The 26,913-nt window shown below is 41.5% G+C and carries 29 protein-coding genes and 1 pseudogene; 17 read left to right on the top strand and 13 right to left on the bottom strand.

Translation table 11 applies throughout. The annotated features are described in order from the left end of the window. Positions 1 to 106 precede the first annotated feature (106 nt). Both CDG79_RS01340 and CDG79_RS01335 read left to right on the top strand, forming a co-directional pair. Entirely contained in the window at positions 107 to 616 is a 510-nt protein-coding gene (locus CDG79_RS01340) for a PEP-CTERM sorting domain-containing protein (RefSeq protein ID WP_094339843.1), read from the top strand. 314 nt (positions 617 to 930) lie between these two features. Beyond that, positions 931 to 2,133, top strand: a complete 1,203-nt coding sequence (locus CDG79_RS01335) for an argininosuccinate synthase (protein ID WP_094339841.1) — start codon at positions 931 to 933, stop codon at positions 2,131 to 2,133. 142 nt (positions 2,134 to 2,275) lie between these two features. Here CDG79_RS01335 and CDG79_RS01330 read toward each other — a convergent pair whose 3' ends face one another. Continuing rightward, a complete protein-coding gene (locus tag CDG79_RS01330; RefSeq protein ID WP_094339839.1) occupies positions 2,276 to 2,908 on the bottom strand; it encodes a DedA family protein in 633 nt (210 codons plus the stop codon). Positions 2,909 to 3,395: 487 nt separating this feature from the next. Here CDG79_RS01330 and CDG79_RS01325 point away from each other — a divergent pair, with 487 nt between their 5' ends. Further along, positions 3,396 to 3,746, top strand: a complete 351-nt coding sequence (locus CDG79_RS01325) for an STAS domain-containing protein (RefSeq protein ID WP_094332358.1) — start codon at positions 3,396 to 3,398, stop codon at positions 3,744 to 3,746. Positions 3,747 to 4,242: 496 nt separating this feature from the next. On the opposite strand, the gene CDG79_RS01320 is transcribed toward CDG79_RS01325, so the two are convergent. Both CDG79_RS01320 and rpsF read right to left on the bottom strand, forming a co-directional pair. Continuing rightward, positions 4,243 to 4,803, bottom strand: a complete 561-nt coding sequence (locus CDG79_RS01320; protein WP_094332359.1) for an Npun_F5560 family protein — start codon at positions 4,801 to 4,803, stop codon at positions 4,243 to 4,245. A 213-nt stretch (positions 4,804 to 5,016) separates the two neighbouring features. Further along, positions 5,017 to 5,367: a 30S ribosomal protein S6 gene (rpsF, locus tag CDG79_RS01315; protein ID WP_094339837.1), complete on the bottom strand. Its 351-nt coding sequence runs from the start codon at positions 5,365 to 5,367 to the stop codon at positions 5,017 to 5,019. Positions 5,368 to 5,613: 246 nt separating this feature from the next. Between rpsF and CDG79_RS01310 the strand changes: the two genes are divergently transcribed. Further along, entirely contained in the window at positions 5,614 to 6,387 is a 774-nt protein-coding gene (locus CDG79_RS01310) for a fumarylacetoacetate hydrolase family protein (protein WP_094339834.1), read from the top strand. Positions 6,388 to 6,390: 3 nt separating this feature from the next. Here CDG79_RS01310 and CDG79_RS01305 read toward each other — a convergent pair whose 3' ends face one another. Both CDG79_RS01305 and CDG79_RS01300 read right to left on the bottom strand, forming a co-directional pair. Beyond that, positions 6,391 to 6,867 (bottom strand): Tic20 family protein, encoded by a 477-nt coding sequence (locus CDG79_RS01305; protein ID WP_094332362.1) that lies wholly within the window; start codon positions 6,865 to 6,867, stop codon positions 6,391 to 6,393. Between the two features lie 81 nt (positions 6,868 to 6,948). Next, positions 6,949 to 7,146, bottom strand: coding sequence for a hypothetical protein (locus CDG79_RS01300; RefSeq protein ID WP_094332363.1), 198 nt, complete (start codon positions 7,144 to 7,146; stop codon positions 6,949 to 6,951). 563 nt (positions 7,147 to 7,709) lie between these two features. Between CDG79_RS01300 and CDG79_RS43320 the strand changes: the two genes are divergently transcribed. The 3 genes from CDG79_RS43320 to CDG79_RS01285 all read left to right on the top strand — a co-directional run bounded on the left by CDG79_RS43320 (position 7,710) and on the right by CDG79_RS01285 (position 12,454). Next, a complete protein-coding gene (locus CDG79_RS43320) occupies positions 7,710 to 10,715 on the top strand; it encodes a hypothetical protein (protein ID WP_223277968.1) in 3,006 nt (1,001 codons plus the stop codon). 242 nt (positions 10,716 to 10,957) lie between these two features. Continuing rightward, the gene (locus CDG79_RS01290) at positions 10,958 to 11,554 is read left to right on the top strand and encodes a hypothetical protein (protein WP_143855390.1); all 597 of its coding nucleotides are present in this window, start codon (positions 10,958 to 10,960) and stop codon (positions 11,552 to 11,554) included. A gap of 93 nt (positions 11,555 to 11,647) precedes the next feature. Beyond that, positions 11,648 to 12,454 (top strand): hypothetical protein, encoded by an 807-nt coding sequence (locus tag CDG79_RS01285; protein WP_094339830.1) that lies wholly within the window; start codon positions 11,648 to 11,650, stop codon positions 12,452 to 12,454. Positions 12,455 to 12,460: 6 nt separating this feature from the next. Here CDG79_RS01285 and CDG79_RS01280 read toward each other — a convergent pair whose 3' ends face one another. Further along, entirely contained in the window at positions 12,461 to 13,354 is an 894-nt protein-coding gene (locus CDG79_RS01280) for a hypothetical protein (RefSeq protein WP_094339827.1), read from the bottom strand. A 170-nt stretch (positions 13,355 to 13,524) separates the two neighbouring features. Between CDG79_RS01280 and CDG79_RS01275 the strand changes: the two genes are divergently transcribed. Further along, positions 13,525 to 13,635: a photosystem I reaction center subunit VIII gene (locus CDG79_RS01275; protein ID WP_084227157.1), complete on the top strand. Its 111-nt coding sequence runs from the start codon at positions 13,525 to 13,527 to the stop codon at positions 13,633 to 13,635. A gap of 169 nt (positions 13,636 to 13,804) precedes the next feature. Here CDG79_RS01275 and CDG79_RS01270 read toward each other — a convergent pair whose 3' ends face one another. From CDG79_RS01270 to CDG79_RS01245, 6 genes are all read right to left on the bottom strand, one after another. Beyond that, complete coding sequence (locus CDG79_RS01270) at positions 13,805 to 13,924, bottom strand: photosystem II reaction center protein J (RefSeq protein WP_012411803.1); 120 nt, start codon at positions 13,922 to 13,924, stop codon at positions 13,805 to 13,807. Positions 13,925 to 13,994: 70 nt separating this feature from the next. Then, a complete protein-coding gene (locus CDG79_RS01265) occupies positions 13,995 to 14,117 on the bottom strand; it encodes a photosystem II reaction center protein L (RefSeq protein ID WP_094332364.1) in 123 nt (40 codons plus the stop codon). An 8-nt stretch (positions 14,118 to 14,125) separates the two neighbouring features. Then, positions 14,126 to 14,263 carry a cytochrome b559 subunit beta gene (psbF, locus tag CDG79_RS01260; RefSeq protein WP_012411801.1) on the bottom strand — a complete coding sequence of 46 codons (138 nt, stop codon included), beginning with the start codon at positions 14,261 to 14,263 and terminating at the stop codon, positions 14,126 to 14,128. A 9-nt stretch (positions 14,264 to 14,272) separates the two neighbouring features. Then, the gene (gene psbE / locus CDG79_RS01255) at positions 14,273 to 14,521 is read right to left on the bottom strand and encodes a cytochrome b559 subunit alpha (protein WP_094339825.1); all 249 of its coding nucleotides are present in this window, start codon (positions 14,519 to 14,521) and stop codon (positions 14,273 to 14,275) included. A 172-nt stretch (positions 14,522 to 14,693) separates the two neighbouring features. Continuing rightward, positions 14,694 to 15,698: a photosynthesis system II assembly factor Ycf48 gene (locus CDG79_RS01250; RefSeq protein ID WP_094339822.1), complete on the bottom strand. Its 1,005-nt coding sequence runs from the start codon at positions 15,696 to 15,698 to the stop codon at positions 14,694 to 14,696. 175 nt (positions 15,699 to 15,873) lie between these two features. Continuing rightward, positions 15,874 to 16,209 carry a rubredoxin gene (locus CDG79_RS01245; RefSeq protein WP_094339820.1) on the bottom strand — a complete coding sequence of 112 codons (336 nt, stop codon included), beginning with the start codon at positions 16,207 to 16,209 and terminating at the stop codon, positions 15,874 to 15,876. 341 nt (positions 16,210 to 16,550) lie between these two features. Here CDG79_RS01245 and ndhC point away from each other — a divergent pair, with 341 nt between their 5' ends. The 8 genes and pseudogenes from ndhC to CDG79_RS01210 all read left to right on the top strand — a co-directional run bounded on the left by ndhC (position 16,551) and on the right by CDG79_RS01210 (position 24,153). Further along, on the top strand, positions 16,551 to 16,913 hold the full coding sequence (ndhC, locus tag CDG79_RS01240) for a photosynthetic/respiratory NAD(P)H-quinone oxidoreductase subunit C (RefSeq protein WP_094333328.1): 363 nt from the start codon (positions 16,551 to 16,553) through the stop codon (positions 16,911 to 16,913). Beyond that, positions 16,904 to 17,641: a photosynthetic/respiratory NAD(P)H-quinone oxidoreductase subunit K gene (ndhK, locus tag CDG79_RS01235; RefSeq protein WP_094339818.1), complete on the top strand. Its 738-nt coding sequence runs from the start codon at positions 16,904 to 16,906 to the stop codon at positions 17,639 to 17,641. The genes ndhC and ndhK overlap by 10 nt, the downstream gene beginning before the upstream one ends. Then, on the top strand, positions 17,634 to 18,164 hold the full coding sequence (locus CDG79_RS01230; protein WP_094339816.1) for an NAD(P)H-quinone oxidoreductase subunit J: 531 nt from the start codon (positions 17,634 to 17,636) through the stop codon (positions 18,162 to 18,164). Before ndhK ends, CDG79_RS01230 begins: the two co-directional genes overlap by 8 nt. A gap of 366 nt (positions 18,165 to 18,530) precedes the next feature. Further along, positions 18,531 to 20,255, top strand: a complete 1,725-nt coding sequence (locus tag CDG79_RS01225; protein WP_094339814.1) for a DUF262 domain-containing protein — start codon at positions 18,531 to 18,533, stop codon at positions 20,253 to 20,255. Between the two features lie 165 nt (positions 20,256 to 20,420). After that, positions 20,421 to 20,570, top strand: a pseudogene (gene ndhJ, locus CDG79_RS01220) (photosynthetic/respiratory NAD(P)H-quinone oxidoreductase subunit J); the annotation flags it as partial. Between the two features lie 19 nt (positions 20,571 to 20,589). Next, positions 20,590 to 20,715 (top strand): hypothetical protein, encoded by a 126-nt coding sequence (locus CDG79_RS44690; protein WP_258169492.1) that lies wholly within the window; start codon positions 20,590 to 20,592, stop codon positions 20,713 to 20,715. A gap of 315 nt (positions 20,716 to 21,030) precedes the next feature. Further along, positions 21,031 to 21,360 carry a hypothetical protein gene (locus CDG79_RS01215; RefSeq protein ID WP_094339812.1) on the top strand — a complete coding sequence of 110 codons (330 nt, stop codon included), beginning with the start codon at positions 21,031 to 21,033 and terminating at the stop codon, positions 21,358 to 21,360. Positions 21,361 to 21,636: 276 nt separating this feature from the next. Continuing rightward, positions 21,637 to 24,153 (top strand): two-partner secretion domain-containing protein, encoded by a 2,517-nt coding sequence (locus CDG79_RS01210; protein ID WP_094339810.1) that lies wholly within the window; start codon positions 21,637 to 21,639, stop codon positions 24,151 to 24,153. A 290-nt stretch (positions 24,154 to 24,443) separates the two neighbouring features. Here the strand turns inward: CDG79_RS01210 and CDG79_RS01205 are convergent, their stop codons facing one another. Next, a complete protein-coding gene (locus tag CDG79_RS01205) occupies positions 24,444 to 25,475 on the bottom strand; it encodes a hypothetical protein (RefSeq protein ID WP_094339808.1) in 1,032 nt (343 codons plus the stop codon). A gap of 337 nt (positions 25,476 to 25,812) precedes the next feature. On the opposite strand from CDG79_RS01205, the gene moaA reads away from it, so the two are divergent. Next, positions 25,813 to 26,799: a GTP 3',8-cyclase MoaA gene (gene moaA, locus CDG79_RS01200; RefSeq protein ID WP_094339806.1), complete on the top strand. Its 987-nt coding sequence runs from the start codon at positions 25,813 to 25,815 to the stop codon at positions 26,797 to 26,799. The last annotated feature ends 114 nt before the right edge of the window (positions 26,800 to 26,913 follow it).

Here is a 26,913-nt window from a genome sequence, read left to right as displayed (position 1 = left end):
GCTTCACTAAACACTAACTACGTTGCAGAGACGTGGTAATACACGTCTCTGTCTCATAAAACTATTGCGGTATTTTTGCTCACAGTTCTTTTATCAAGAGAAAAAAATGACTGACTCCATCTTCAAGAAGTTAGCAGCTGCAACGGTAGGAACTGCTTTGATTTTTTCATTAGGCGAGACTATTCCCGCTCAAGCAGCTGCCCTAACTTATAATTTTTTTAACGACGATAAAACTCTCACAGGCACTTTTTCATTCGACCAAGCAGCAGCAGCAGACGATCAAGAAGTAACGATCGCTGAAGGTTTAAAGATTTCTGCTAACTATGGTGGAAAGTTATACACTGAAGCGGACGATCCTTTAGCGTCAGTTTTCACCGACTTTTCGGGCACAATTTTTAACCAAGCCGGGTTAGGGTTGTATTTTACACCTAGCACTTTTAATGTCTTCCGCGATAGTTTTATCGATTTGAACGATCCAACTAGTGCGGGTGTTCAAACTGTCACTTATACAAGTATTCCAGAGCCAAGTTTGATCCTTGGATTGTCTGTATTTGGGTTGAGTTTGTTCTTGGGTAAAAAGATAGGATCTTCTAGACCATCAAGCACAAAAGCTTAAACCAGATCGTCAAGAATAAACTGTTAGGCAGTTGATTTGCATCTATTTAAAACAGGGTGGATAATTCCACCCTTAAATTTTCAATATTTATAGGTCAATGCAGTTTAATGTGAGTTGGATGAACCTCTCCCTAACTTGAACTTTTGTCTAGAAACGATCGCAATTTTATTTAATTTATGAACATCGTAAGGCTCAGATTCCCGGCTTCTCTAAGATGTTGGGAATTTTATTATTCAGTTGCATGAATAAAATATACCTGGATTAGTTCAGATATAATAATGACTCATTCTTTGTTGTCCTAAGTGGAGAAATTAATGGGTCGCGCCAAAAAGGTTGTCCTAGCATATTCTGGTGGAGTGGATACTTCTGTTTGCATCCCTTACCTCAAACAGGAGTGGGGTGTGGAAGAGGTGATTACCCTAGCAGCAGATTTAGGTCAGGGAGATGAATTAGAGCCAGTTCGAGAAAAAGCTCTGAAATCGGGTGCAAGTGAATCACTCGTGGCGGATGTGAAAGACAGCTTCGTTAAAGATTACGCCTTTGGAGCGATTCAAGCCAACGCCCTCTATGAAAATCGTTATCCTCTAGGAACTGCTCTTGCCCGGCCACTGATTGCTAAAGTATTAGTAGAAACGGCTGAAAAATATGGTGCTGATGCGATCGCTCACGGTTGCACCGGCAAAGGTAACGATCAGGTTCGCTTTGATGTCTCTGTCACCGCCCTGAACCCCAACCTGAAGATCCTCGCACCAGCTAGAGAATGGGGGATGAGCCGTGAGGAAACCATCGCTTATGGTGAGAAGTTTGGTATCCCCTCACCAGTCAAAAAATCCTCTCCCTATAGCATTGACAAAAATTTACTCGGTCGTAGTATTGAAGCGGGTAGTCTCGAAGATCCTTCATTTGAGCCACCAGAAGAAATCTATGAAATGACCAAAGCGATCGCTGATACTCCCAATGAGCCAGAGTATATCGAAATTGGTTTCCACGGTGGTATTCCGACCACCCTCAACGGCATAGCTAAAAAGCCAGTTGAGCTAATTGAACAACTCAATCAGCTTGTAGGAAATCACGGCATTGGACGGATCGATATGATTGAAAACCGTCTGGTAGGAATCAAATCGCGGGAAATCTACGAATCACCCGCGATGTTAGTGCTAATTCAGGCACATCGGGATTTAGAAAGCTTGACTTTGACAGCAGATGTCACCCATTACAAGCGTGGTATTGAAGAAACTTACAGCCAAATCGTTTACAACGGTCTGTGGTATAGTCCACTCAAAGTTGCACTGGATGCGTTTATTCAAAAGACACAAGAGCGAGTCTCTGGAACTGTGCGAGTGAAGTTATTCAAGGGTAACTCTACGATAGTTGGACGTTCAAGCGATAATTCCCTCTATACTCCCGATTTGGCAACCTACGGAGCCGAAGACCAATTTGACCACAAAGCTGCTGAAGGCTTTATCTACGTTTGGGGACTACCAACTCGCATTTGGTCGCGGCAAATTAAAAGTTAGGAGTTACTAGGAGCTAGGAGTTGAAATGCAAAATACAAAAGTGAAAATTAAAAAAATAACTTTTCACTTTACTCCAAACAGACGCGATTAATCGCGTCTCTACTCCAAACTCTTGTACAGACGCGATTAATCGCGTCTCTTTTTACTCCTCACTACTCGCTTCCTTCACTTGACGAGACTCTAACCACAGGGGTACAACAATTAAGGTAGCGAGGATCAGTAAGGCTGCGATCGCAAATTGACCCACCCAAGCAACTAATTGTTCTAGAGAGACAATTCTGCCAGCAAAAAAAGCTAATGTCACCATTAAACTAGCCCAAGCAACTGCTCCTAATAAGTTGTATAAAAAGAATTTTCCAAAAGGCATTTCAGCTATACCAGCTAGTGGTGCAGCAAAAACTCGCAATAACGCCAAGAAACGTCCGAAAAATACAGCTTTAGCAGCATTTTTACTAAATTGATCTTTAATAGTCAGTAGCCGTACTTCAGAAATCCGAAATATGCTACCAACTTTTACCAGAAAAGGCCAACCACTAAGTCTACCAATCCAATAGCCACAAGTGCCGCCAATTACAGCACCCATAATTGCATCACCGAGAACCAGCCAGAAATTTAGTTCATCGCTGCCAGCTAAAAACCCGCCCACAAGGGTCACGGTTTCACCAGGAAGGGGAATGCCTAAATTTTCTAGCAAAATGCCCAAAAAGATTGCCCAATACCCGTAACTATGGGCTACTTTCTGGATATTTTCTAGGGAAATCAGCTCTAAAGACATTCCGCACCGCCGTCTTTACAAATTTTTACTTTTATTATATCTTTGCTTGTTTTTGGGCGAGGTGTCAATTAAACCGCTACATTGACTCATTAGGTCGTCATTTTAATTCTGAGTAATCCATAGTTCATACTCTATGGAAACTATTAATTTTTTAATATTAACTGCATAAATTTTAGCATTCACTACCACAATTTAATTTTATTTAAAAATAAATAAAAAGAAATTACAAAAACTTTATATGTTTCTAGTTAAATTATAAAAATTTCGTAAAAGATACGGTTGATACCGAAATTATGAGGTCGTTATGCCTATATTTATGAAAGTTATCACAAATTATACGACATGAATACTGAAACAATCCCTCTCAATTGCATGGCTGCAATCCCATAAATATCAGGGTAAACAGCCATTTCGCCATTGAAAGAGAAGAAGTATTTATGTCATTTTTCGATTTTTAGTCAACTGTTCTAATTACCCTGTTCAATTTATGATTCTCACACAAGAACTTCAAGTTATTTTGTTTAAACCCCAAGGAAGCATAGATTTAGAAGGCGGCAAAGCTTTGAGCGAACAGATGGCTGGAGTAGTGCCTCAAGCTCATCAACTCTGGGTTATCGATCTAGCAGAAGTTAATTTCATGGACAGTTCTGGGTTAGTTCCTTTAGTAAAAGGGTTGAAAGCTGCACGTCAGAGCGGTTGCCGTTTAGTTTTATGCAACGTGCAAGCTCCTGTACGGCTAATTTTGGAACTTACCCAACTAGATTCAGTTTTTGAAATTTTTCCCACTTACAAAGACATTTTTACTGCCGGAAATAATAGTCTGGTGCTAGCAGGCTAGATAATAAATCTACCTATAGAAGGATGGTAGAGTCAATCAATATTTGCATATTTTCACATTTCCCTAAATATCCTCACATTGCCAAAAGTAACAGTCTGGTGCTAGCAGGCTGGTTTTTTATATTGTCTAGATCGGAAATGCCGAGGAAAGCTTACGGTTTTGATCGAGGTGGACTCAATGACAGATCAATGAATCTGCTTAATCGAACACCACATCTACCATAAGATATATCTAGCAGGAAATTACCAAAATCAGTCAAAGAAAATGCAAAGAATTGCATTTCTTACTAGCTTTATCAAATTACTCTGAGCTAAATACTCTCTATATATCCAACGCAACTAGCGAAAGGAAGCAGGAGGTAAGAAAGGTTAGAATATTAGCCTTTGCCTTATTTCTAACTCTATAGTCATTTTTACCCTGATGTACTACTTGGATACCTCCAAGATGCTTTGCTATGACAATTTCTTACCTCTTTGATTCCACCATAATGGTAACTTTAGGCATTCTGGGGAGTTGAAATATTAGTTTGTTCGGATGCTGGGCGCGGAAAATTTGGCAAATCAATTCCACTGTGACTAGCATTGCGAGTTTTGAGTGCTAAACGGTAACTCACACTTTGCAGTTCTGCTTGCAATTGGCGATTTTCCCGTTGTAGCGTTGCTACCTTTTCTCTGACTGGTGTCATCCGCTCTTCAAACTTCCGCCGATAAATTTGAGGCAACTCTTGTACTACTTGCTCTAACATCCGAGTGCGATCTGTAAGTTCTTGAACTGACTGTCGCAATTGGTAAATTTCGGAGTCACGAGTTGTAATTTGCTCTTGGTAGAACGCTACCTGCTGCTCCACAGCTTGGAGTTGTTCTTGCAAAGCCTGCAACTGGCTCATATCGCGCTCAAGATCCGGCTGTTGGGGCATAAAACTGGTGTTACCCTTTACCAGGCGGAAGAGTTCTTGAGATAGTTGTTGCACTAATTGATCGCGGAGTTGCAACTCTTGGCGTAGCTGCGAAACTTCCGTAGAGAGAACTTGGATATTGGGTGTATCAGATTGGCTCACAGTAGCTTACAGCTCCCATTCAGAATCTTGTCCACTCTTAGGTATAACTGCGGGAGTACTACCTTTGGCAAGTATTTGTTAATTTAGCATTCCCAAATAAGTCACGCAAAAAGAAAAAGACAAAATTTTACTGAATGGGAATTGGGAATTGGAGAAGAAACTTCTTAAATAATTCCCCCTTGTCCCCCTGCTCCCTACCCCTGCTCCTAAGTCTTAGACGGTTGCAGCTACTTTAGTGGGCTTTTCCTTTTCCTCTTTAGGAGGTTTTTCCTCTGCGATATCCTGCTTAACTGTCAAATAGCGAATCACTTCTTCACTCAAACGCATGGCGCGTTCAAAAGGAGCGATCGCAGTTGCAGGCGCAGTGTAGTTTAACTGGATATAAATCCCATCGCGGTGTTTTTTGATTTCATAAGCTAGACGACGCTTACCGCGATTTTGAATTTGGATATCCTCAGCGCCTTGATCGCGAAGCAAATTCTGATATTTAGCAATTGCTTGCTCTGCCTGTTCGTCTCCCAGGTCAGGACGCAGGATGTACATTGTTTCGTAATTTGTAGTCATATTTTCCAGTTTCCTTATGGACAAAAACGGTTGCTGATTTTAATTTATACCTGATTTAAATTTAAAATACCAGTATTAATCAACATCGGAAGCAACAAGGAACTATAATCTTACCAGTTTTCAATTTTGTTTCATTAGCCAAATCGCCAAAGTTTGGATTTTTTGGATGTCCCTAATGAAAACTAACTGAGAATTGCTACTCACTGACTGTTTCTAATTGCAGATAAAAGGATATTCATCAAGGTTATGGCGCAGCGCTATGTGCGAATTCAAAATCAAGAAGGACAGATTTACTATGGGATACTACAACTATCCCTGAACGTGCAGGTGTTAGATGCTCCGCCCTGGTTACAAGGACAACCCACCGATCTAACTTTGACACCAGAAAATTACCAAATTCTGGCTCCTTGCGCTCCTTCAAAAATTGTGGCGGTGGGTAAGAATTATGCAGACCATGCTGCCGAAATGGGAACTTCAGTACCTTCTGAGCCACTAATCTTTCTCAAACCACCCACGACTATTATTCCATCTGAGAAGGAAATTAAGTATCCTCGCCAGTCACAAAGAGTTGACTACGAAGGAGAGTTAGCTTTAATAATTGGCGATTATGCTTTTGAATGTACACCAGAGGTAGCCCAAACCAAAATTTGGGGCTACACCATCGCCAATGACGTAACAGCGCGGGATTTACAAAAACTGGATGGTCAATGGACGCGAGCCAAAGGTTTTGATACTTTCTGTCCCTTGGGCCCTTGGATTGTGCGGGAGTTAAATCCAGGAGCGAGATTGCAGACTTTTGTGAATGATGACCCTAACCCAGTCCAATCTGCCTGTATCGATCAGATGGTTTTTTCCCCCGATGTGATAGTTTCCTACATTAGCCAGGTTATGACGCTACTACCCGGTGATTTGATCCTTACAGGTACACCAGAGGGGGTAAGTCCATTGCATCCAGGCGATCGCGTCCGCGTCGAAATTGAAGGTATTGGTCGCCTGGAAAACACCGTAGCGACCCGTTAACAACTAGCGCACTTGCATATACACTGCATCGGAAATCGCCGGGATTTCCGCATAACGCCCACTTACAGACTGGATGACGGAATATGCAACTGCTCCCACTATGCCGATAAAAATCGTTGTGGATAGGGTTTGAATTGCAAAACCACCAACGGGAATTAGTCCCACAACATCGGTGAGGATGTTAAACAAAAAGATAATGATGTCCAAAAGGATTGCTTGCATGGTGTTAAAACGAATAAAGTGACTAATTTTTTCGTTTCTGACTACCAGCAAAAATAAAGCAAAGAAAATAATCATTCCTGCATAACGCACACCGTAGTAAATTTTCAACAATGGTATAAGTGGCAGAAACAGTAGTTGTAGTGGTGGAAAGTCTGAGAACAAATATCTACCAAATACAAAAACCTCAATTAGAGGCAGCAAATAAGGCAAGCAAGCAAAAATCCGATCTGAAACCGTTGTAGACCCGCGCCAAGACATTATGCGTTCTCCTGTGGTTAAATTTCTATAGTTACTTGAGCTTAGGATAACGCAGTTGCTTGGTCTTGCTGGTAAATTAAACTATTCTATATGGGCGATGAGAAAGCCCATCATGCATTCATACTGGTCTGGCTGCTGTTGAGTAAGTTTATGAATGGCTTGACCACAGCGTAGTTCACCTCCACGCCAACGGGGTTGACCGCTCCTGTCAGCGAGTAAACAAGACTGGCAAACTTGCTCAGGGGCAAGGATTTGCTCGTCCATTAAAATGACTAGCATCGAATCCCTCCTGTAAATCCTTATTGTCACCCACATTTCACTCAGGTGAGGATACATCCTTGAACCGCTTTTGTAAGGTTGTGTGGGTGCTGCGCGGTTAAGTTTGTAATTAGCGATCGCACAGGACACTTAAGAACCACATCCTACCTTTTAACAAAAATCTGGAAAACCACAATTAAGTAACACTTGTCAAGTGAATCTTAATTTTTTATTGTATGTTGTGTCTATTGCAAATTGGACATTGTAGTAAAAAATAATACAAAAATATTCGCGCTAAGTTGAGCAGAGACAGCCAACGGTATCTATTGCATCCACGTTAATTTAGCAATGGATACTGTCAAAGTTAATATTTAGGGAGCAACAAAAGCTTTACCCACAAGCACCACAGCAATCCGTTGAAAGTCTCTTGATGCGATTAGTTAAAGGGTTAGAAGTCAAGTAAGTAAAGCTGAGTTAACTAGATAGCCATTTAAGGGGTGCATTTGCAAAATACTGGGGTAAACTTGCAAGCAAGTTAATACACAATATTACTCAGCAGCTCGTCGGTCTGGGCATCACTCACAATGGAACACTGGCAATTTCTGATACAGAAGCAAGGCGATCGCTCGTGGCATATCCTAGAATCGCCAAATTTGGCAATTTCGGAAGGGCAGTATAGAGTTTTAGCTCGTTCTAGCCTTCCTAATACAGATGTGGAAGTGCGGGTAACTCACTCTTCAACCCAGGAAGTTCAACCAACGCGGCGAATTTTCAAGCGATCGCGTCGCACTAATTCAGAAGGCTTAATGGCGGTAATTCCTTTTACCCACTTTGATGCGGGAGTTTGGGAGTTGCGCTGTAATGGCGATTTGATGTCGGATCTACTTGGTAAATCTTGGCAATACAGCGTTCAGCTTCGAGTATTATCCCAGGAAGAAGAAGTGGAGCAAGGGGAGAATGTAGAATCAAATTCACCCGATCGCCAAGATACTATTTTTAAAAGCTTAAAATCCACTACCCCAGCAGAACCTGTAATTGCTTTAGATAATGCGATCGCAGTTTCGGCAGAATTGGCAGTTCTTACAGTTGTTCCAGATCGAGGAAACTTAGATATTGCCCCAGCAGAACCTGTAATTGCTTTAGATAATGCGATCGCAGTTTCGGCAGAATTGGCAGTTCTTACAGTTGTTCCAGATGAAGGAAACTTAGATATTGCCCCAGCAGAACCTGTAATTGCTTTAGATAATGCGATCGCAGTTTCGGCAGAATTGGCAGTTCTTACAGTTGTTCCAGATGAAGGAAACTTGGATATTGCCCCAGCAGAACCTGTAATTGCTTTAGATAATGCGATCGCAGTTTCGGCAGAGTTGGCAGTTATTACAGTTGTTCCAGATAAAACGGAAGAAGATGAAAATATAGTTATCGATGAGCCTGTGAGTCCTGTATGGCTTAAAGGTGAGACAGCAGAGCAAATTTTACAAAATTTAATAGATTTAGCTTTACCCACTTCTGAATCGTTTCTGAAAGATGAAATAGAAGAAGATTCTCTAGTAACAGAACCACCATTATTGTTAACTTTAGATCGAGATACTTACATTGCTGCTTGGGGACAAGCTCTTACAATCAATGGGCACATAGAACTTAAAGAAAAGAAAAATCTAGATCGGGCTGAAACATCATCCCCAAAAAGCTTGCAGGCGCTTGAACTAGGAATTGAACTGCGATCGCCCCTTGAGTCGAAAATCTTTACCAAGGTACGGCAATCCTTACCAGACCAGGAATTGCCCTTCACCATCAATACCTCAATTGATATTCCTGCTGACTTTGAATCGAAATTAATTTTGGCAGATATCAGTCTGTATGGTCTATTCACCGATGTTGGTGAAATCATCCGGTTAGCCAGCCAGTCCTTCACCATTACAGCAGATGTAACAGAATTACTGGCAATCACAGCCGCAGCAAAACCTAGTACATCCTTAAATGACCCCATACCATCGGACTCATCTGATACTTTCACCGAGCCGGAGGCCGCTGTGAGGATCGATTTAAAACTATTCAATCTGGTCAAGATTCCAAAAACAGATCAGTCTCTGATACTCAATCCATCTCCAAATACACCCCTACCTCCGCAAATTAACCTGCAAGTTCTGCGAGAAACCACCCTGCGGACATCTAATTTAAAAAATTCAGGTACTTCGCCTCAATTGCCGAAACTGCCTCCGATTCAAATTAATGCCAATCCTCCCACAGACGTTGTTGCAGAACCCACTACAGAAGAGGAGCTTCTAGAAAAAGATGCTACTATAGCTGCCATCAATTTGGAGCAGTTGGTCATCAAGCAACGTCGAATGCCAAAACTCGATACTACTTTTCCATATTTGAGACGGGTAAAAGCTTTGGCGGGTGATGCAGAAGAAGAAGTAAAAAATAATGTCCCTTCAGATGTATTGGAAGTTCAAGCGGCTGAAGACTTTTTGCCGTTGGACGCAATTGTAGCTGAAGATGAAAAGATACCAGAATTAGTACTAGATGATGCACCATCTCAGAAAGAATCTGTTGCTGAGGTAGAAACCCAGCCAAATGTACAATCCGAGGAAGAACCTATTGCTGAGGTAGAAACCCAGTCAAATGAACAATTCCAGGAAGAACCTGTTGCTGAGGTAGAAACCCAGTCAAATGCACAATTCATTACAACAGGCAACCTTTACTCATCTCCCCTACTCAGGAAGTGGATGCAGAGCCAAGGATACTCTTTGCCTGAATCCATCAATGAACCAGAACCTAAAGAATACGATCGCTATGTTCCAGTCCAGCAGACTCAGCTTTTTCTGAGTGCTGGAACTCCCAATGTTGATGTCAACTTGCCATTAAGCCTCAATGATGCCACAGGGACGTTGGAAGAAAGCCAAGAGTCGGTTTTTGAGCTTGGGAATTTTGAGGAAGACGCAGACACAGCAAAGGAAACCGATCTAGAGGCAGTGGAAGATACTGTAGTAGAAAAAGTATCTGAACCAACACTTTCAACGGCTCTGGTAAGACAACTACCACCTCCCCCTCCTCCGATAAAAGTAAATATAGCGTCAGCTTGGTTGGCGCAAGAAATCGTTGTAGATGATACAGATAGTGAACTGGAAGCCGATGCGACGAATAGTTACTCCTTGGAAGAAGAGAAGCAACCATTGTTAGGTTTATCCCCTTCTCTGCCCATAAGTGCGGCAGCGATTGAGCCTTTGCCAATTCCGCAACTACATGTACCAGAAGGTGAACTAATCGCCGACAAATTTATCATTGCGCGGGTAGTACTGCCTGAAGTACCTCCCCAAGTAGTTGTGAAGTTATGGGTTGAAGACTGTCAAACTCGCTGGCTACTAGATGGCCCCCATTTGTTGACAAATTTACAACCTAATGTATTGGGAGAATTGGAAGTAATGACCCAATTAAAGATTCCCTTTGGCTGTTTGGAAATTCGTATAGAAGCGATCGCACTCGATCTGACAACCCTACAAGAAAGTCACAAAGTCACAATAGTTCGGACTGTGATTCCTCCAGACTTGCCAAACTTGCAGCTAGATGAACTCCTGGGTATGTGAGGTGGTATGGGGAGGTTTTGGTAAAAGTGCGATCGCTATTTAGCTGTCGAAGTTTGGTTTCACACTAAGTCCTGCTGCTTCAAGCACTAATTTTGAATCTACATTATGAAATTTACTGACTGCCAAGACTTTAAATTTTACTCGACAGGGGTTTCTATCACTTCCAGTTTTTACAGCAACTTATCTACAAGATGTTCATTTTTTTGGGAAATTTTAGATGCGTTTATCCTGGGAGGAAAACAGTGCATATTCCCTCTTCGTTCTATGGTCTTTATAGAGACGTTAAGCCCCGTTGTCGTCGGCTTGTTACGAAGCTTGCCCGTGGTGAGGCATTGAATGATGCTATAGGTGCTGATGACACTGTTGATACTGCAACTCAACCTGGTATGCTAGTGCTTGAAGGCCCCAGTCCATTGCTCGGTGGTCAACCACATTTTCATTGCTATCTTCTTCATTACCAAATACAGTTTGATGGTCGGCTGAATGCCGACATGGTGGAGGAAATTTTCAATGCTTCGCTACAAACTGAATGGGGGGTACTTGGTCTTATAGCTTATCAAAGTGCAATGTGGTTTGACCCCCCGGAGAAATGGCGGTCTACACGATACCAACCCATGCTAAAAGCTTGTCTTCAGTTTTGGGATAGCTTTGAGCGCGAAGGAGAACGCTATTCTGCTGGCTCGAATACTAGTAATAACTTGTGGAATCTGCCAAATACAATTAGGTATATTCTAGCCAATATGGGAGTTTCCAAAGCTGTTCTGAAAGCACCTCTTCCTACCACGGGGTTGGCAGGCGTAGTAGCTTTAGCCTTGGGAGGGGATGACCAGTCGCATTGATAGTTAAAAGCGGTCAAATCGTCTAAATTCATGCTCTCGATGTATCAGAATCATTGGAACATAAAACTTAGAAAAGCTATAGATTCATAGTTGATGAAATTCAATTACTGGAATTATACAACTTGTGTTCTTTGTAAAAATTTAGATGCGATTGAACTAGCTCTAACTCAGATTTTTCAACAGGAAAATTGTCATCGTATCCCTTTGCCTCCACAGCTTCTGTCAGATGCAGAGTTACGAGATCGTTCTTATCTGACAGCATGGGACTTATGGATTGTTGGTTTGTTTGTTGGGAAATTAGGATGGACAATAATTAAGACTTCGCCTGCTGAACTTTTATGCCGTAGAGCTAGGGGCGTATGCCTTCCAAGAATATCAAGATTAGCAATGCAAATTGGCTGTAATGCTTTTCATTTAGGCGTATACCAAACTGATTATGGAGTTTTGCTAGAAACAGATGCTCAAGGTCATATTCATATCACTGGTAAAGTTGATGCAGAATTAGAAGAGATGTTTTACGAGGAACAAATCACTAAAAAAAGTGAACGTGTCGAGTTTTCCCTGTTAGCTTTACCAGAGAAAATCGTCGCTACAACAAGACTCTCAGTTTCGGAATCTCAAAAACAAAGTGTGAAAGAATTAGAGGCACAGGTAAAACAAGATCCCAATGCTTGGATTGAATTGGAGTATTCTAGACAAAGCGAAAACAGACTTACAAGTGAAGCACTAGAACAGCTACTGAGCAAACCTGATTCTTATTGGCACTTAGAAAAACCACTAGTTTACCAAGCATATACCCAACAGGAACAGCTAGAAGCAGATGGGGCGCGGTTGTTATACTTTCAACCTAATGAGTATTACCAACAGCTTGATCCAGAAGGTCTATTACCACAGTACTAATCAGTTTTAGAAACCACGAAGATATTCTTCCCAGTTTAAGTCTGTGTCTATCAGCTTAATGATTGCACGAAGAATCTCCAAAAGTTTGGTAGGCTCTGTATACAACAAGTTCATCAGTCGGTCACAGAGATATCGATATCGTGATGGCAGATACATCTGGTAGAGTTCGTACATCCAAAACCCTTGTTGGGTCTCATTATCATAGTCACCAAATTTAGTCCAATATTGAAAATGCCGATTGACCATAGCTTCTTGTTCCACTGTCAGTAACACACTTGGCAGAGGAAGGTACATAAATGATGGCTGGTCTGGTTCTGAACACCATTCATTTGGGATACACTGTGCAGGAGTTTCAATCTGACCTCGTTTAGAAACATTGACGAACTCAGCACCTGAAAATCGTTTCTGAAGGTTTTTTTTGCTCTGGTAGGTTAAATCAGTACAGCTTAACCAGGAAACGTGCTGTAAACCTAAGACTCCCGCAATTTTAGACCCGATTTCCTCAACAACTAAATCGGTTGCTAGGGCTTGCAAACTAGATGCAGTAGATTCATTGATGATTGCTCGACTGACCAAATTATTTAAAGGTGCTGCAAGTTTTTTGAACAACAGATTATCTCCTGGTTGATAGGAGAGGTAAGCCAATTCTATATCTTTGTCGAAGAATTTGACCCAACAACCGTAGTCTCCAGCATACGCATAGTGAATCAGAAGTTGGGTATTGTGCTGAACAAGCCGCTCAATTGGCCCACCCGCCTCTTCTAGTCCCTCCACGATAAAGGGAATGTATTTCCCTGAACTGGGAATAACCATTCCATAACGGTTTGACTGCCGAATTAAAGACTTGGCATCTTTTATATTTGAGGCTAAGAGGTGATAACTGTCACTGAATTCACTCATAAAAATTTTAGATTAAGAGGTTTAGGGGCGGCAAGCTACACACACCGAACAGAGCGCGATCCTCTTCCTCATCTCCCCTGTGTTAAAAATCTTTAGAATTTCAAAAATTTTGGCAGAATTTGCAGTAAGCTCATTTTGAATTGTAGTGTTATTTAACAGGAACCTTTACTATGGCAGCTTCCTTTTTGCCTTCTATCTTCGTTCCCATCATTGGTTGGGTTTTGCCAGCTATAACCTTCGCATTTCTGTTTTTATACATTGAAAGCGACGATATCAGCTGATTTAGTCATGAGTCATTTGCAAAAAACAAATGACAAATGACAAATGACTAATGGTAAAAATTAATACCGCCTATCTCATAGAGACAGGCGGTTTTTTTTAACGTTGATTTCTCAACAGATGCTAGAAAAATCTAACTTATAGTGAGTGTTCGGTTCAAACTAACTAATGTTAAATCGAAGAACCGAGTCCGGCATAGGCACCATAAAAGAAAATGCCCAAGACTGTAATTATACCTAAACCTGCGATCGTAGCGACGACCCACAGGGGAATTCTCCCACTTCCAGACACAGCTTTTCTCCTCCCTTAACAACAAATCAACACAGGTTCAATAAACAGAAATTAACAACAGTGGTTCCAGTTAGTTAAAGAAGTAACTAGAAAACAGAATCCCCAGAACGAAAACTAGTAGTAGTCCCAGGTATAGCGAAGTCCGGTTTAGTTCAACCGGCTGATTATTGGGATTAGGCGATCTTTCTGCCATAATTGCTCCTAACGGTGAATAAATTGCATTGCGGCGATCGCGCCTAAAAAGAATACAGTTGGTACACCTAATGTGTGTACTGCCAGCCATCTAACGGTAAAAATGGGATAGGTAACTGGTTGATTGATGTTATTGCCGCTAGTCATGATTTCAAACTACTTTCCAATAAATTGTTCAACTTGTTTTTTAGCTTCAAAACGGTTCTTCACAATTGGCACTTCTTGCCGCGCTGGTGTGAAATACTCATTGGGACGAGGTGTACCAAAAGCATCATAGGCCAGCCCAGTTTGCACAAATAGCCAACCCGCAAGAAATAATGCTGGAATGGTGATGCTGTGAATTACCCAGTAACGAACGCTAGTGATGATGTCCGAAAACGGACGTTCTCCAGTGGTACCTGACATTTAGATCCCTACCTTATACATAGAGTGTTATTGAGTTTATTATCCTACAAAGTTAAGAAAGAGTTACAAGTTGCAAAGTTCTTCTCAGAAATAGGTACTGGGGATTGGGGACTGGATACGAGTTTTCCCAATACCCAATACCCAGTAGCCAATCTCCAATACCTAATACCCATTAAGCTGCTTCAGGGTTTGGGAGATATTTGAGCAAAACGCCGCGATCGCCAATTATAAATCCGCGTTCTGGCTCTAAGAACACAATCTTGTACAAATTAGCAGCAACTTCTTCTACCTCACGGTCTTTTTCCCAGGTTTGGCCACCGTCACCACTCCGTAGCAAATTACCGCTACCGCCACCGATCCAAATTTCATCAGGTGTACGATATGCCAAATCCAGTAAACCCCAACTGGTGGATAACTCTGGATATTTTGCCTTTTGCCATTCTTCAGGTTTAGTTGGGTCGCTAAACTGAATTTGACCTCCTCTAGCTAGCAACCACAATTGCCCATTGTCAGCAAAGCCCATGTTTTCTACCCGCCGAGAACTATTGCGGTTATGGGGAACCCAAGCATCTTGTCCCGGTTCCCAAGTTGAGTAGAAACTACCCTTAGCCGAGACTGCTACATATTTACCATCAACAGAACGTTCTATGTTACGCACCACACCAACTGCTGATTCCACCTGGGCTTTCCAGTTTTTGCCGCCGTCTGTAGTTTTATATATGGCTCCCACATCAGTAGCCATTTCAGCTGTATTGTCTGCTAATGCCTTAATTGCGATCGGGCTACCTGGTAGCTTTTCGCTCAGGGGAATACGCGACCAAGAACCACCTTCATCGCTAGTATGCAGTAACAGTCCTGGTTCTCCGGCAATCCAGCCTTCTTTACCTGTAAAGCTTACTGAGTCAAAGCGATACTTCTGATCGTCCAGTTGCAGAATTATTGGTTTCCAGGTATTACCACTGTCATTGGTTTCTAATAGGGTGGCATTGCTACCTACTAAGTAGCCATGCTCAGGGTTATTAGTAAAAGCAATATCCAATAGATTTGAGTCTGTTGGCACAGAAATGATTTTCCAGGGATTGTAGCTAACAGAGGGGATTTTGCTACAACCTATGCACATGACGACTACTATGAATAAGGCAGCTATTCGTTGCCAGCTTTTTACAATTGAATGCATCAGTATTTCTTAGTTGTTTCTAAATTTTTGTAGAAGTCGTCAGTCAGGATGCTAGGCAATCCTGGGTTTTTCATTTTGTTAGGGCAGCGTTAGCGAGTCCGTGTTCGCTTTTAGCGTCTGTCTTCGACACGCTGCGCGAACGTAGAGAGCGTCATTTTTAATTGCTTAACGGCTGTCACTGTAAGCCGTACAGACTGATAAAAAACAAGAAGCCAAGAGCCAAAGCGCCAAAAATTAGGATATTCTTTTGGGTTGGCGTTAGGTTGTTGACACCCAAACCGTAACCGAGATTTTCTTTGAAGCCGGATGCAGTACCCGCCGGGCCGATGTTGGCAAAAGCGGTTTTTTTAGCACTACAAACTGGGCAACGCCAACTTACAGGCAGGTCTGCAAAGAGTGTCCCAGAAGGAATATCATCTTTGTCATCTCCCTTTTCGGGTTCGTAAACATAACCGCAGGCGCGACACTCGTAGCGGTCTAACACTGGAGTCTCAACAGCTGGTTCGCTCATGGCTAGGGCCTCGCAGAGGAGAATTCTTAAATATACGTTAAAAATTATGACATAATTGTTAGGCTTTTCTATCACTATCAAAAGCTAATTAAATACTTGAAGTGTATCTGTTTCCCAGATTTCAGAAAAACCAAACAGATATAATGTAAAAGAAAGTAACGTAATTGAAGGGATTGGGGACTAGGGATTGAGGATTGGGAATTAAAAATCAATAATTTCGTATTAGAGATGAGGGATTGTCAATTCAGAAGAATTTCCCAGTCCCAGTCCCCAATCCCCAATCGCCAGTCCCCAATCCCCAGTCACTACTTAAAATACTCCATAAGCGGTAGATACTCATTGTGTTTGTCCTCAGCGGTTACGAGTACCTTCTAGGCTTCTTCATCATCTGTAGCCTAGTACCTGCCTTAGCGCTCTCAGCTTCCAAACTCCTACGACCCAGTGGTTACAGCCCAGAACGTCGCACCACTTATGAATCTGGCATGGAACCCATCGGGGGAGCCTGGATTCAGTTCAACATCCGCTACTATATGTTTGCTCTGGTCTTCGTCGTCTTTGATGTGGAGACTGTTTTCTTGTATCCTTGGGCGGTAGCTTTCCACCGTTTGGGGCTATTGGCATTTATTGAAGCGCTAGTCTTTATTGCAATTCTTGTAGTCGCTTTAGTTTACGCATGGCGTAAAGGAGCTTTGGAATGGTCTTGAATTCTAACTTAACAACCCAGGACAAAGAACGAATCATCAACCCCATTGAGCGTACCAATGTCACTCAAGACCTTTCAGAAAACGTCATTTTGACGACGGTTGATGACCTCTACGACTGGGCGCGGCTTTCTAGTCTGTGGCCGTTATTATTTGGTACTGCTTGCTGCTTTATTGAGTTTGCAGCTTTAATTGGCTCACGATTTGACTTTGACCGTTTTGGGCTAATTCCCCGTTCTAGCCCCCGCCAAGCCGATTTAATCATTACGGCAGGGACTATTACAATGAAGATGGCCCCTCAACTGGTGCGTCTTTATGAACAAATGCCAGAGCCGAAGTATGTAATTGCAATGGGTGCTTGCACAATTACTGGCGGGATGTTCAGCGTTGATTCCCCTACAGCAGTGCGCGGAGTCGATAAACTGATTCCTGTGGATGTATATTTGCCTGGTTGTCCTCCCCGTCCAGAAGCAATTATCGACGCAATTATTAAGCTGCGGAAGAAAATCTCCAATGAATCGATGCAAGAGCGGGATAAAATTAAGCAAACTCACCGCTACTACAGCACGACTCATAATTTGAAGCCAGTAGAGGAAATCTTAACTGGTAAGTATTTGCAGTCAGAAACTCGCTATGCACCACCAAAGGAATTGGCAGAAGCGATCGGTATGCCAATACCACCTGCACTGCTGAAAGAATTGGCGCAAAAGGAGGAACAAACCCGTGGCTGAAGAAGAATCTAAACCAGTACCAGCAGCGAAAGAAGAGTCATTGGTACAAGCGGGTAAAATTTCCCAATGGTTGACGGAAAATGGTTTTGACCATGAGTTTCTAGCACCAGACAAAAATGGTGTAGAGATAATTAAGGTGGCGGCAGATTTTTTGCTTCCCACTGCTACAGCCCTTTATGCTTATGGGTTTAATTATCTCCAGTTTCAAGGTGGCGTTGACCTTGGGCCAGGACAGGAATTGGTGAGTGTGTATCACTTGATTAAAGTGGGTGATAATAGCGATCGCCCCGAAGAAGTCCGAGTTAAGGTGTTCTTACCACGAGAAAACCCCGTAGTGCCTTCTGTGTACTGGATTTGGAAAACCGCAGATTGGCAAGAGCGCGAGTCTTACGATATGTACGGCATTATCTACGAAGGACACCCAAATCTCAAGCGGATTTTGATGCCGGAAGATTGGGTAGGTTGGCCTTTGCGGAAGGATTACATCTCGCCTGATTTCTACGAGTTGCAAGACGCTTATTAGAGATTGCTAGTTTTGGCAATGATTAACCCCTTTCCGGTGGCGGAGAGGGGTTATGTTTTTGGTGTTCTACATAAAGTCGGTTGACAAAATTTGTTGTAATTCAGTGTTCAAACAGCTTATACAGAGGATTTTGGTTACTCAAATATTGATGAGTTTAATGTTTGCCTATACTTTCATAGTTTTGATCTGTGTACGCGGTTGATTAGTTGAATATGGGTGAATAGTAAGTTAAGTTTAATACGCTCTGGAACAATAGTTATAACACTGCTTAACAAGTGTTAGTGCATTATACTTTGTAACAATAGTTACTAGACTATAACTATTTTAATCAATACAATGTTTATCTTGATAAAGGATGTGAAATCAATGAAAATCGAAGCTAATGACAAAGAAGTTCAGGATATATTTGCTCTAGGTTATTTTAAAATACCCAGATTTCAACGTCCTTATTCATGGACTGATGAAGAGGTTATTAACTTTTGGGATGATGTTGTCATTAGAGATTATGAACATTATTTTATAGGCTCAATGGTTGTTTATCAAACAGAAAAACCATACTATGGAATAGTCGATGGTCAACAAAGGTTAACAACGATTACATTAATGCTTGCAGCTATAAGAAATGCTTTTCTTGATTATGGAGATGAAAATTTAGCTAAAGGAGTACATCAATATATTGAAAAAGCTAATATAGATAATATCCCTGAATATGTTTTAAATTCTGAGACATCTTTTCCTTATCTTCAAGGATACATACAAAGTTTTAACAAAGCAGAAATACAATGTAATGTAGGTAATGAAGAACAAAATCTAAAATCAGCATTTGAATTAATCAATAAGAAACTGTATGCCATAATTCCTAAAGTTGATAGCAATGAGCCTTATAATGATTTATTTGAAGAGAGAATATCTCCAATTCTAGAGACTCTAAAATCTCTAAGAAAAAAAGTTCTTTCCTTAAAACTAGTATTTATTCAATTAGATAATGAAGATGATGCCTATTTAATTTTTGAAACTCTCAATACTAGAGCCAAAGACCTTACAACACCTGATTTAGTAAAAAACTTACTTTTACAAAAACTCAGAGCTTCAAACGTAACATTAGATACTTTTAAATTGATATGGAATGGCATCTTAGAAAAATTTGACAATAATGGATTAGAACAAACTGTTGTGGAATCTTTTTTGTATCATCATTGGCTTTCTAAGTATGGTGATACAACTCAAAAACAGTTATTTGGTGAAATAAAAAAATATATTGATTCTTCTAGTAAAAATGACTCTGAAAATAAATCTCGCTTACTATTATTAGAATTCCAAAAAAACTCAGATTATTATGTTTCTATTGTATCTCCAGATAATCATCAATGGAGTCCTGAAGAAAAAAATAGTATTTATCAATCGTTAAAAGCATTACGTCTTTTTAATGTCAAGCAACAAACGTCAATGATTCTATCTCTTATTAGGGCATATAGAGAAATTAAGATAACATTGAAGGCATTACGTCCCATACTATGGAAAATTGAATGTTTTCATTTTATTTTTAATTCGATTACTTCTCAAAGGTCTTCTGGATCAATTGCTCCACTTTATTCCAAATATGCCCAAGAACTTTCTAATACTGAAAACTCAGATAAAATTCAGTCAATTAATACAAATTTAGTAAGAAAACTCAAGGAAAAACTACCTAGTTTCGATGAATTTGAAGTAGATTTTATGGATTTAATTTATACAAAAAATAAGCAAAGAGATAAAAAAGTCATACAATATATACTTGAAAAATTCATAGGACAAAATATTAATGGACTACCCATTGATTATAATTCTGCCAGTATTGAACATCTCCTAGCACAATCTAAAGGAGACGAAGAAATAGTCGGTAGTATAGGAAATTTAATATTAGTAGATAAAACGACTAACAGTGAAGAATTAAAAAATTATGATTTCCTGAAGAAGATTGAAATTCTAAAAGATAAAAATTATCCGCTTGATGAGCATTTGTTGAATGCTACTCAATGGACTGAGGAAGAAATTAAAGAGCGAGGCAAAGCAATGTCTCACAAAGCATATAATGAAATTTGGAAGTTGTAGTAATTCTTAGTAATTCGTAGGTTGGGTTGAGGAACGAAACCCAACATTACTCATTCACAACACGCAAAGCTGATGTTGGATTTCACTTCGTTTAACCCAACCTACAATTTAGGCGATACCTACTCTTTACCGATATCAGAGTCAAATACAATTTCTTGCCCATGCCAAGAGCGCGAGTCTTACGATATGTACGGCATTATCTACGAAGGACACCCAAATCTCAAGCAGATTTTAATGCCGGAAGATTGGGTGGGTTGGCCTTTACGGAAGGATTACATCTCGCCTGATTTCTACGAGTTGCAAGACGCTTATTAAAGAATCCTGAGTTTCAGCAGTGATTAACCCCTTTCCGGTGGCGGAGAGGGGTAGTTTTTTTTGCGATCGCTTCTTTGTAATAACCTTCAGACAAGCGATCGCTCCGCCTCTTGTACTCGACTCATCTGTGGGTGCATTGGCGTAACCCGGCGTTTGCGTAGCATCTCGTAGAGAAAGTATCGCTTCTTCCTCAGGTCAGTAGCCAGATTCATCAATGCTTTAAGGAAATCCGGCAAAAATATATGAAGCTTTGTTACGCAATGCGTAATTATAACTAGCCAAGCTGAAGTCATAATTATCGGAGTTTGCAAGAGCTTTAGAAATTTAATGCTTTCGCGCCACTCTAGACTCTGTATCCTTGATTCGTTCGTTGCCAAATTGTACTAATCAAACTCACGTTAATTTAGTACATCACAAAATAAGTTTAAACATTTACCAGTCTGCAAGAAGAGCAAAATTTATGGAATCTCCAATAGTACAGTCAACAGTCATAGACGATCGCACATTACAGGAGTTAAAAGACGAAATTAAGCAGGAAATGCAAAATATAGTGAGTAACTCTAACTTGAGAAACGTACTCGAAAAATACGGTATACCAGCACAAGATGTTCTTAAACTTGAGTGTACACTCGACCTAAATCAACTTCAATCTAATGATGTTGGTGTACATGAGCAAACCAAGAGCTTTTTGCAAGCATTTCCAGACCTAAAATTGCATAAATTGTGCATGGTATTGCGTAAGCCTTGCCCGTATGACAACAATCCTGATGGTTGCTGGTCAGACTGCTAAAAGATCCATCGGGGGCAACGCATTGTGTCAATAAAAACATCAAGACCTCAACAAGTTTACCAGTATCCTATTAATCCATACTTATTGATAAAGATTTAGGCATAGAAGCTTTGCAATTGCAACTTGCCCATCGGATGAGATAAACCTCTTATCAAGTCTATACTAGCGATCGGGGAAATCTGAATTGCAAAGCTGGTAACTTTTATTTTCTTAGCTTGCCCCACATTTTTTCTTATTTCATATTCGGTGTAAATTGATTAAGGTGCAAATTCTATGATGTATCAGAGCCGAAGCGGTTGGTACTGGAAATTAAAGCTAGTGAGTGTTTTGGCATTTACTGGAGCAATTACTTTTTCTGGAAGATGTGCTTTGTCTCAAATTACACCGGATCGCACCTTGGGAGCTGAAAATTCAGTTGTTACACCCAAACCGATCGGTAGCATCCCTACTGACCAGATCGATGGTGGGGCAACTCGCGGTACGAACCTTTTCCACAGCTTTGAGCAGTTTTCTGTTCGCACTGGAAGCGCAGCTTATTTCAATAACGCCGCAAATATTGAGAACATTATTACCCGCGTAACAGGTAAATCTATTTCAAATATTGATGGAATCCTTAAAGCTAATAATCAAGCTAATCTGTTTTTGATTAATCCTAACGGGATTATTTTTGGGCCCAATGCTTCCTTAAACATAAATGGTTCATTTGTAGCAAGTACAGCGAGTAGTCTAAACTTTGCTAATGGTACTAAATTTAGTGCCACAGATCCCAAAACCATACCTCTGCTAACAGTAAGTGTTCCCACTGGTTTACAATTCGGAGGAAATGCGGGTTTCATCCGCAATGAATCCCAAGCTAGTCCAAATCAAGCAACCAATCGCTTAAAAGCTCCCGTTGGTCTACAAGTCCAGCCAGGTAAAACCTTGGCACTTGTAGGCGGTGATATAACCTTGGCGGGTGGAAATTTAACGGCAAAAGGGGGACGAATTGAGCTAGGAAGCGTTGCTGGCAATAGTCTAGTCGGTCTCAATCCAACAAACCAAGGTTGGATCTTAGGTTATGAAGGTGTTGAGAATTTTCAGAACATTCAACTAATACAGCGAACTGCTAACGGATCTACAAAGCCATCTCAAGTAGATGTTAGTGGTGAAGGTAGTGGCGATATCCAAGTACAGGGTAGGCGCATTCTGTTAACTGGTTTCTCACAGATTTTAGCTAATACCTTGGGTTCCCAATCGGGAGGAAATTTAACGCTCACTAGCTCAGAGTCTGTGGAATTAATTGGTCCTGGTACACCGTTGACGGCTGTGACTTTTGGTGCCGGAGACGCTGGAGACTTAACGATTACAACAGGGAAGTTGATTGTCAGGAATGGAGCACAAGTGCGAAATGGATCGCAAGTCGGAAATGGAGCGCAAGTCGGGAATGGACTACGAGGCTTGGGTTCAGGAGGAAAATTGACCGTAAACGCCTCAGATTCTGTAGACTTGATCGGTGGTTTCTCCTTTGGGAGTAATTTTTTCTTCAGTGGATTGTTTAGTGCAACTTCCGATGTTGGAAATGCTGACGATATAACGATCAACACTGGGAAGTTACGTATCCAGGGTGGGGCAAGAGTAACAACAGAATCTTCAGGAACGTTATCATCATCAGATCCTAACAAATATTTCCCAGCTACAGGAAAAGGAGGAAATTTGACTGTAAACGCCTCCAAATCTGTAGAAATAACTGGAATTTCACCTAATGGTACTACACCCAGCGGCTTGTTTGCTTTGACTAACGGCCCTGGGGATGCAGGGAAAGTGACAATAAATACAAATACATTAATTATCCGGGATGGGGCTACAATAACTGTGAGTAGCGAACTTCCAGAACTTTCACAGGGTGTAATCTATCAGGGGAATGTAAGCAATCTAGGAGCAGCAGGCGAACTAAATGTAAATGCTCGGTCTATATTTTTAGACAATAAAGGAATACTCACATCTAATAGTGAATCAGGTAAAGGCGGAAATATTTCGCTACAGGTGCGGGACTTATTACTGATGCTCCGTAATAGTCAAATATCCACTAATGCAGGGGGTGATGGAGATGGCGGCAACATCACCATCAAAGTACCTAATGGCTTCCTTATCGCCACTCCCTTCGGAAATAACGATATCACCGCCAATGCCTTCTCTGGCTCTGGTGGTAAGATTGCAATCACCACTAAAAACATCTTTGGTTTTGTGCCCCGCACCCGTGCAGACGTAGAGAGACTTGACCCAACAGGTGAAATCAACCCAAAGAACCTGCGAACAAGTGATATCACGGCGTTTTCTCAGCAAAACCCTTCATTAAATGGCACAGTCCAAATCAACTCACCAGATGCTGACCCCAGCAAAGGATTAGTGGAATTGCCTGTAAATCTGGTTGATGCTTCCCAGCAAATTGCTGCTGGTTGTGGTTCTGGTGGAAAAATAGCTAAGAGTTCATTTATTACCACTGGGCGTGGAGGACTAGTAGCCGATCCCACCCAGCCATTGATAGCTGATGATGCGGTGCTGGCAGATTGGATAGCACTACAGCCAGAGAGTAAAAATCGTGCTGGCGGTATTCAGAAAAGAGCGGTTCTTCAGGCGCAGCGAAACACAGAAGAAAAATCACAGAAGGTTGATTCTGTCAATGAACCTACTCAAATTGTCGAAGCCCAAGGATGGGTTACAGATGCCAATGGTAATGTGGTTTTAGTTGCTCAAGTTCCCACTGCATCGCCTCATAACTCCTCGCTTACCGCTACATCTTGCGCTGCTCATTAGAATTTGAGATAAGTTAAACAGTCTCTGAATTAACCTTCAATTCCCGTCACCTTGCAGTAATTACGATCGCAATTACTGTCTCGAACTTGTGATTTCATTGCCAGTATCCTTATATAAGGTCATAAATTTAGAATTTGAGTGGGATAACCAAAAAGCTAGTCTAAATCTCAACAAGCACCGCATCAGCTTTGAAGCAGCTAAGACAGTCTTCAAAGCCAGTGAGGGGAGTTGGAGTAAAATACTAATACTCCTAACTCCTGTAGAGAAGCTATTAATCGCGTCTCTATGCTCTAACTCGTCTCCTGAATTTGCAGACGTACAGTGTGTTCAGTCGTACCACTAAGTTGCAATTCCATGATTTCACTACCTAGAGGTTCCAAGCAAGTCAGGAGCGATCGCAAATTGGGTGTACTTGCGCCAGTATCTACATATAATCGATCTGCTAAATTACCAATCCGTTTCCAAGTCATGTACAATTTAGCGATCGTTTGTTCAATTTGCGATGCTTGATTGACCAAATCAGCAGCAATGCTTAAACAGCCGACTCTTTGCGCTTCTTCTAAGGCTGTTTCAATATCAACATTTTCCTGCGTCAGTGCCTGCACTTGAGCCGCCCCTTTGAGATATTTTGCTAAGTTACGCGCCTCGCTAGTTACCTGTTTCAGAGTATCCACATCAGGGTTAGCAGCAATTTCCTTCTGGATAAACTTTTGGTGCGATTCTGGCAGTTTTTCCATTTCCTTCACCAATGGGGCAATGTAGCGCGGGGGAAGGGTGTTATCTGCTGCTTTTTCTCTGACTGATTCAGGTAATAAATCTGAGGACATGGCTGTCCATTCATCGCTGAGTTGACGCACTTCGCGTCTGGTGATGCGATCGCCTTTTTGGGCCGCTTCACTTACCATTTGTTGCACTTCTGGCGATGCTTTGGAGGTTTCAACAAATGCCCGTTTACTGAAGTTGTTCACAGAACTGGGATCGAGTTTACCGTCTTCGATGAGAGTATCAGCACTATTCGCCAGTTGAATCCAGGCATAAGCTTGACTTTTGCTGATTTCCCGCTCTTTTAGCCATCGCAAAAAGCCAGTACCGCGTCCGTCACCACCGACTTTTTCTCTGTCGCGGATCGCGCGTAAAATTCGCCCTCGCCAGATTTCAGTTTGCAAATCAAAGCGATCGCATACCTGCCAAGCTATTTCTAGCTGCTGTTGAAAATCTGACTCTAGAATCTGTTCATCTTCTGGATCGGGCAGTTCAAAGCTGATATCTGCTGGCTGCTGTAAAGCAGCAGCAAGGTCGTTGATGGAGTCGGTGTCTTGCACGATTGATGACTAACTAGTGGATGCGATCGGCTTATTATGCCACAATCTGTGGTCTCTCACTTAAGGGGGAGTACGGTATTTTGAGTTACAACAAATAATAGTAGGAAGGGGACGAGGGGAAAACCCTATAGATAAATCTGTAAGCTGCTGAAAAATTTGATGTCCAGTTCTTTGTTGCAAGCTATCAAGGGAACAATTTTTATTATTATTCCATAAAAAATGAATTCATGGGCTGCTGAAACCGTGTGGACAAGGGGTTTTTCTTTTTCCCCTTGTCCTCTTCCGTAAACCACTTCTGTAAAGTCTTTAATTAATCAGAGACAATAAAAATAAAACGATGAACCAGGTAGACTACCTCCGCATTAGCTTAATCGATCGCTGCAATTTTCGTTGTCAATACTGTATGCCAGAGGGAGTAGAACTGGACTATATTCTCAAGCAACAGCTATTAACTGATGAGGAACTGCTGACCTTAATTCAAGAGGTATTTATTCCAGTCGGCTTTACCCGATTTCGTTTGACTGGGGGCGAACCCTTATTGCGTCCGCGTGTGGTGGATTTGGTAGGCGCGATCGCATCTTTTCCCCAAACTCAAGACATTTCAATGACCACCAACGGTTTTTTGCTGGCTCCGATGGCACAAAACCTTTACAATGCTGGTCTGCGAAGAATTAATATTAGTCTGGACTCTCTCGATCCCGATATTTTTGACCAAATTATTGGAAATCAGGGGCGTTCTCGTTGGCAACAAGTTTGGCAAGGTATTCAAGCTGCCCATCACGTTGGATTCGACCCTTTGAAGCTGAATGTGGTGGTGATTCCTGGCGTTAATGACCACGAAGTTCTCGATTTAGCCGCCCTAACAATTGATAAACAGTGGCACGTTCGATTTATCGAATTTATGCCCATTGGTAATGTGGATTTATTTGGCGATCGCGGTTGGGTATCTTCAGCCGATTTACGGCAACAAATCCGCGATCGCTGGGGCTTGACAGAATCACAAGTTAGTGGCGCTGGCCCGGCTGATGTCTTTCAAATTCCTGGTGCGAAGGGGACACTAGGATTTATCAGTCAAATGTCGGAATGTTTTTGCGATCGTTGTAACCGGATGCGCCTGAGTGCTGATGGCTGGCTGCGTCCTTGTTTATTGAATGAAACTGGTCAAATAGATTTAAAAACTGCTTTGCGTTCTGGCACTAGCACCGCTCAATTACAAGAGCAGGTGAGGCATTTACTCGGAATCAAGCCAGAAATTAACTTTAAAGGGCGTGATTCTGGCATTGTCGGTACATATACTCGCACTATGTCACAAATTGGTGGTTAGTCATTGGTCATTTGTCATTTGTCCTTTGCAAATAACTAGGGACAAAGCGCAAAGTCTGAGCGGAGGTTTCCTCCGATCAGAACTTTGTAAGAGATGACTAAGGACAAATGACTA

The organism is Nostoc sp. 'Peltigera membranacea cyanobiont' 232, from assembly GCF_002245985.1.
In the GTDB taxonomy this organism is placed as follows: domain Bacteria; phylum Cyanobacteriota; class Cyanobacteriia; order Cyanobacteriales; family Nostocaceae; genus Nostoc.
This window is presented reverse-complemented; position numbering and strand designations above follow the sequence as displayed.

Excerpts from the sequence above, each read along its gene's own strand:
- psbE (WP_094339825.1), bottom strand. The coding sequence starts at position 14,521 with ATGTCAGGTACCACTGGAGAACGTCCGTTTTCGGACATCATCACTAGC.
- CDG79_RS01340 (WP_094339843.1), top strand. The coding sequence starts at position 107 with ATGACTGACTCCATCTTCAAGAAGTTAGCAGCTGCAACGGTAGGAACT.
- CDG79_RS01280 (WP_094339827.1), bottom strand. The coding sequence starts at position 13,354 with ATGAGTGAATTCAGTGACAGTTATCACCTCTTAGCCTCAAATATAAAA.
- CDG79_RS01265 (WP_094332364.1), bottom strand. The coding sequence starts at position 14,117 with ATGGCAGAAAGATCGCCTAATCCCAATAATCAGCCGGTTGAACTAAAC.
- psbF (WP_012411801.1), bottom strand. The coding sequence starts at position 14,263 with ATGACTAGCGGCAATAACATCAATCAACCAGTTACCTATCCCATTTTT.
- CDG79_RS01215 (WP_094339812.1), top strand. The coding sequence starts at position 21,031 with ATGGAATCTCCAATAGTACAGTCAACAGTCATAGACGATCGCACATTA.
- CDG79_RS01210 (WP_094339810.1), top strand. The coding sequence starts at position 21,637 with ATGTATCAGAGCCGAAGCGGTTGGTACTGGAAATTAAAGCTAGTGAGT.
- CDG79_RS01250 (WP_094339822.1), bottom strand. The coding sequence starts at position 15,698 with ATGCATTCAATTGTAAAAAGCTGGCAACGAATAGCTGCCTTATTCATA.
- rpsF (WP_094339837.1), bottom strand. The coding sequence starts at position 5,367 with ATGACTACAAATTACGAAACAATGTACATCCTGCGTCCTGACCTGGGA.
- moaA (WP_094339806.1), top strand. The coding sequence starts at position 25,813 with ATGAACCAGGTAGACTACCTCCGCATTAGCTTAATCGATCGCTGCAAT.
- CDG79_RS01335 (WP_094339841.1), top strand. The coding sequence starts at position 931 with ATGGGTCGCGCCAAAAAGGTTGTCCTAGCATATTCTGGTGGAGTGGAT.
- CDG79_RS01310 (WP_094339834.1), top strand. The coding sequence starts at position 5,614 with ATGGCGCAGCGCTATGTGCGAATTCAAAATCAAGAAGGACAGATTTAC.
- CDG79_RS01245 (WP_094339820.1), bottom strand. The coding sequence starts at position 16,209 with ATGAGCGAACCAGCTGTTGAGACTCCAGTGTTAGACCGCTACGAGTGT.
- CDG79_RS01285 (WP_094339830.1), top strand. The coding sequence starts at position 11,648 with ATGAAATTCAATTACTGGAATTATACAACTTGTGTTCTTTGTAAAAAT.
- CDG79_RS01300 (WP_094332363.1), bottom strand. The coding sequence starts at position 7,146 with ATGCTAGTCATTTTAATGGACGAGCAAATCCTTGCCCCTGAGCAAGTT.
- CDG79_RS43320 (WP_223277968.1), top strand. The coding sequence starts at position 7,710 with ATGGAACACTGGCAATTTCTGATACAGAAGCAAGGCGATCGCTCGTGG.
- CDG79_RS01305 (WP_094332362.1), bottom strand. The coding sequence starts at position 6,867 with ATGTCTTGGCGCGGGTCTACAACGGTTTCAGATCGGATTTTTGCTTGC.
- ndhK (WP_094339818.1), top strand. The coding sequence starts at position 16,904 with ATGGTCTTGAATTCTAACTTAACAACCCAGGACAAAGAACGAATCATC.
- CDG79_RS01225 (WP_094339814.1), top strand. The coding sequence starts at position 18,531 with ATGAAAATCGAAGCTAATGACAAAGAAGTTCAGGATATATTTGCTCTA.
- CDG79_RS01325 (WP_094332358.1), top strand. The coding sequence starts at position 3,396 with ATGATTCTCACACAAGAACTTCAAGTTATTTTGTTTAAACCCCAAGGA.
- CDG79_RS01275 (WP_084227157.1), top strand. The coding sequence starts at position 13,525 with ATGGCAGCTTCCTTTTTGCCTTCTATCTTCGTTCCCATCATTGGTTGG.
- CDG79_RS01330 (WP_094339839.1), bottom strand. The coding sequence starts at position 2,908 with ATGTCTTTAGAGCTGATTTCCCTAGAAAATATCCAGAAAGTAGCCCAT.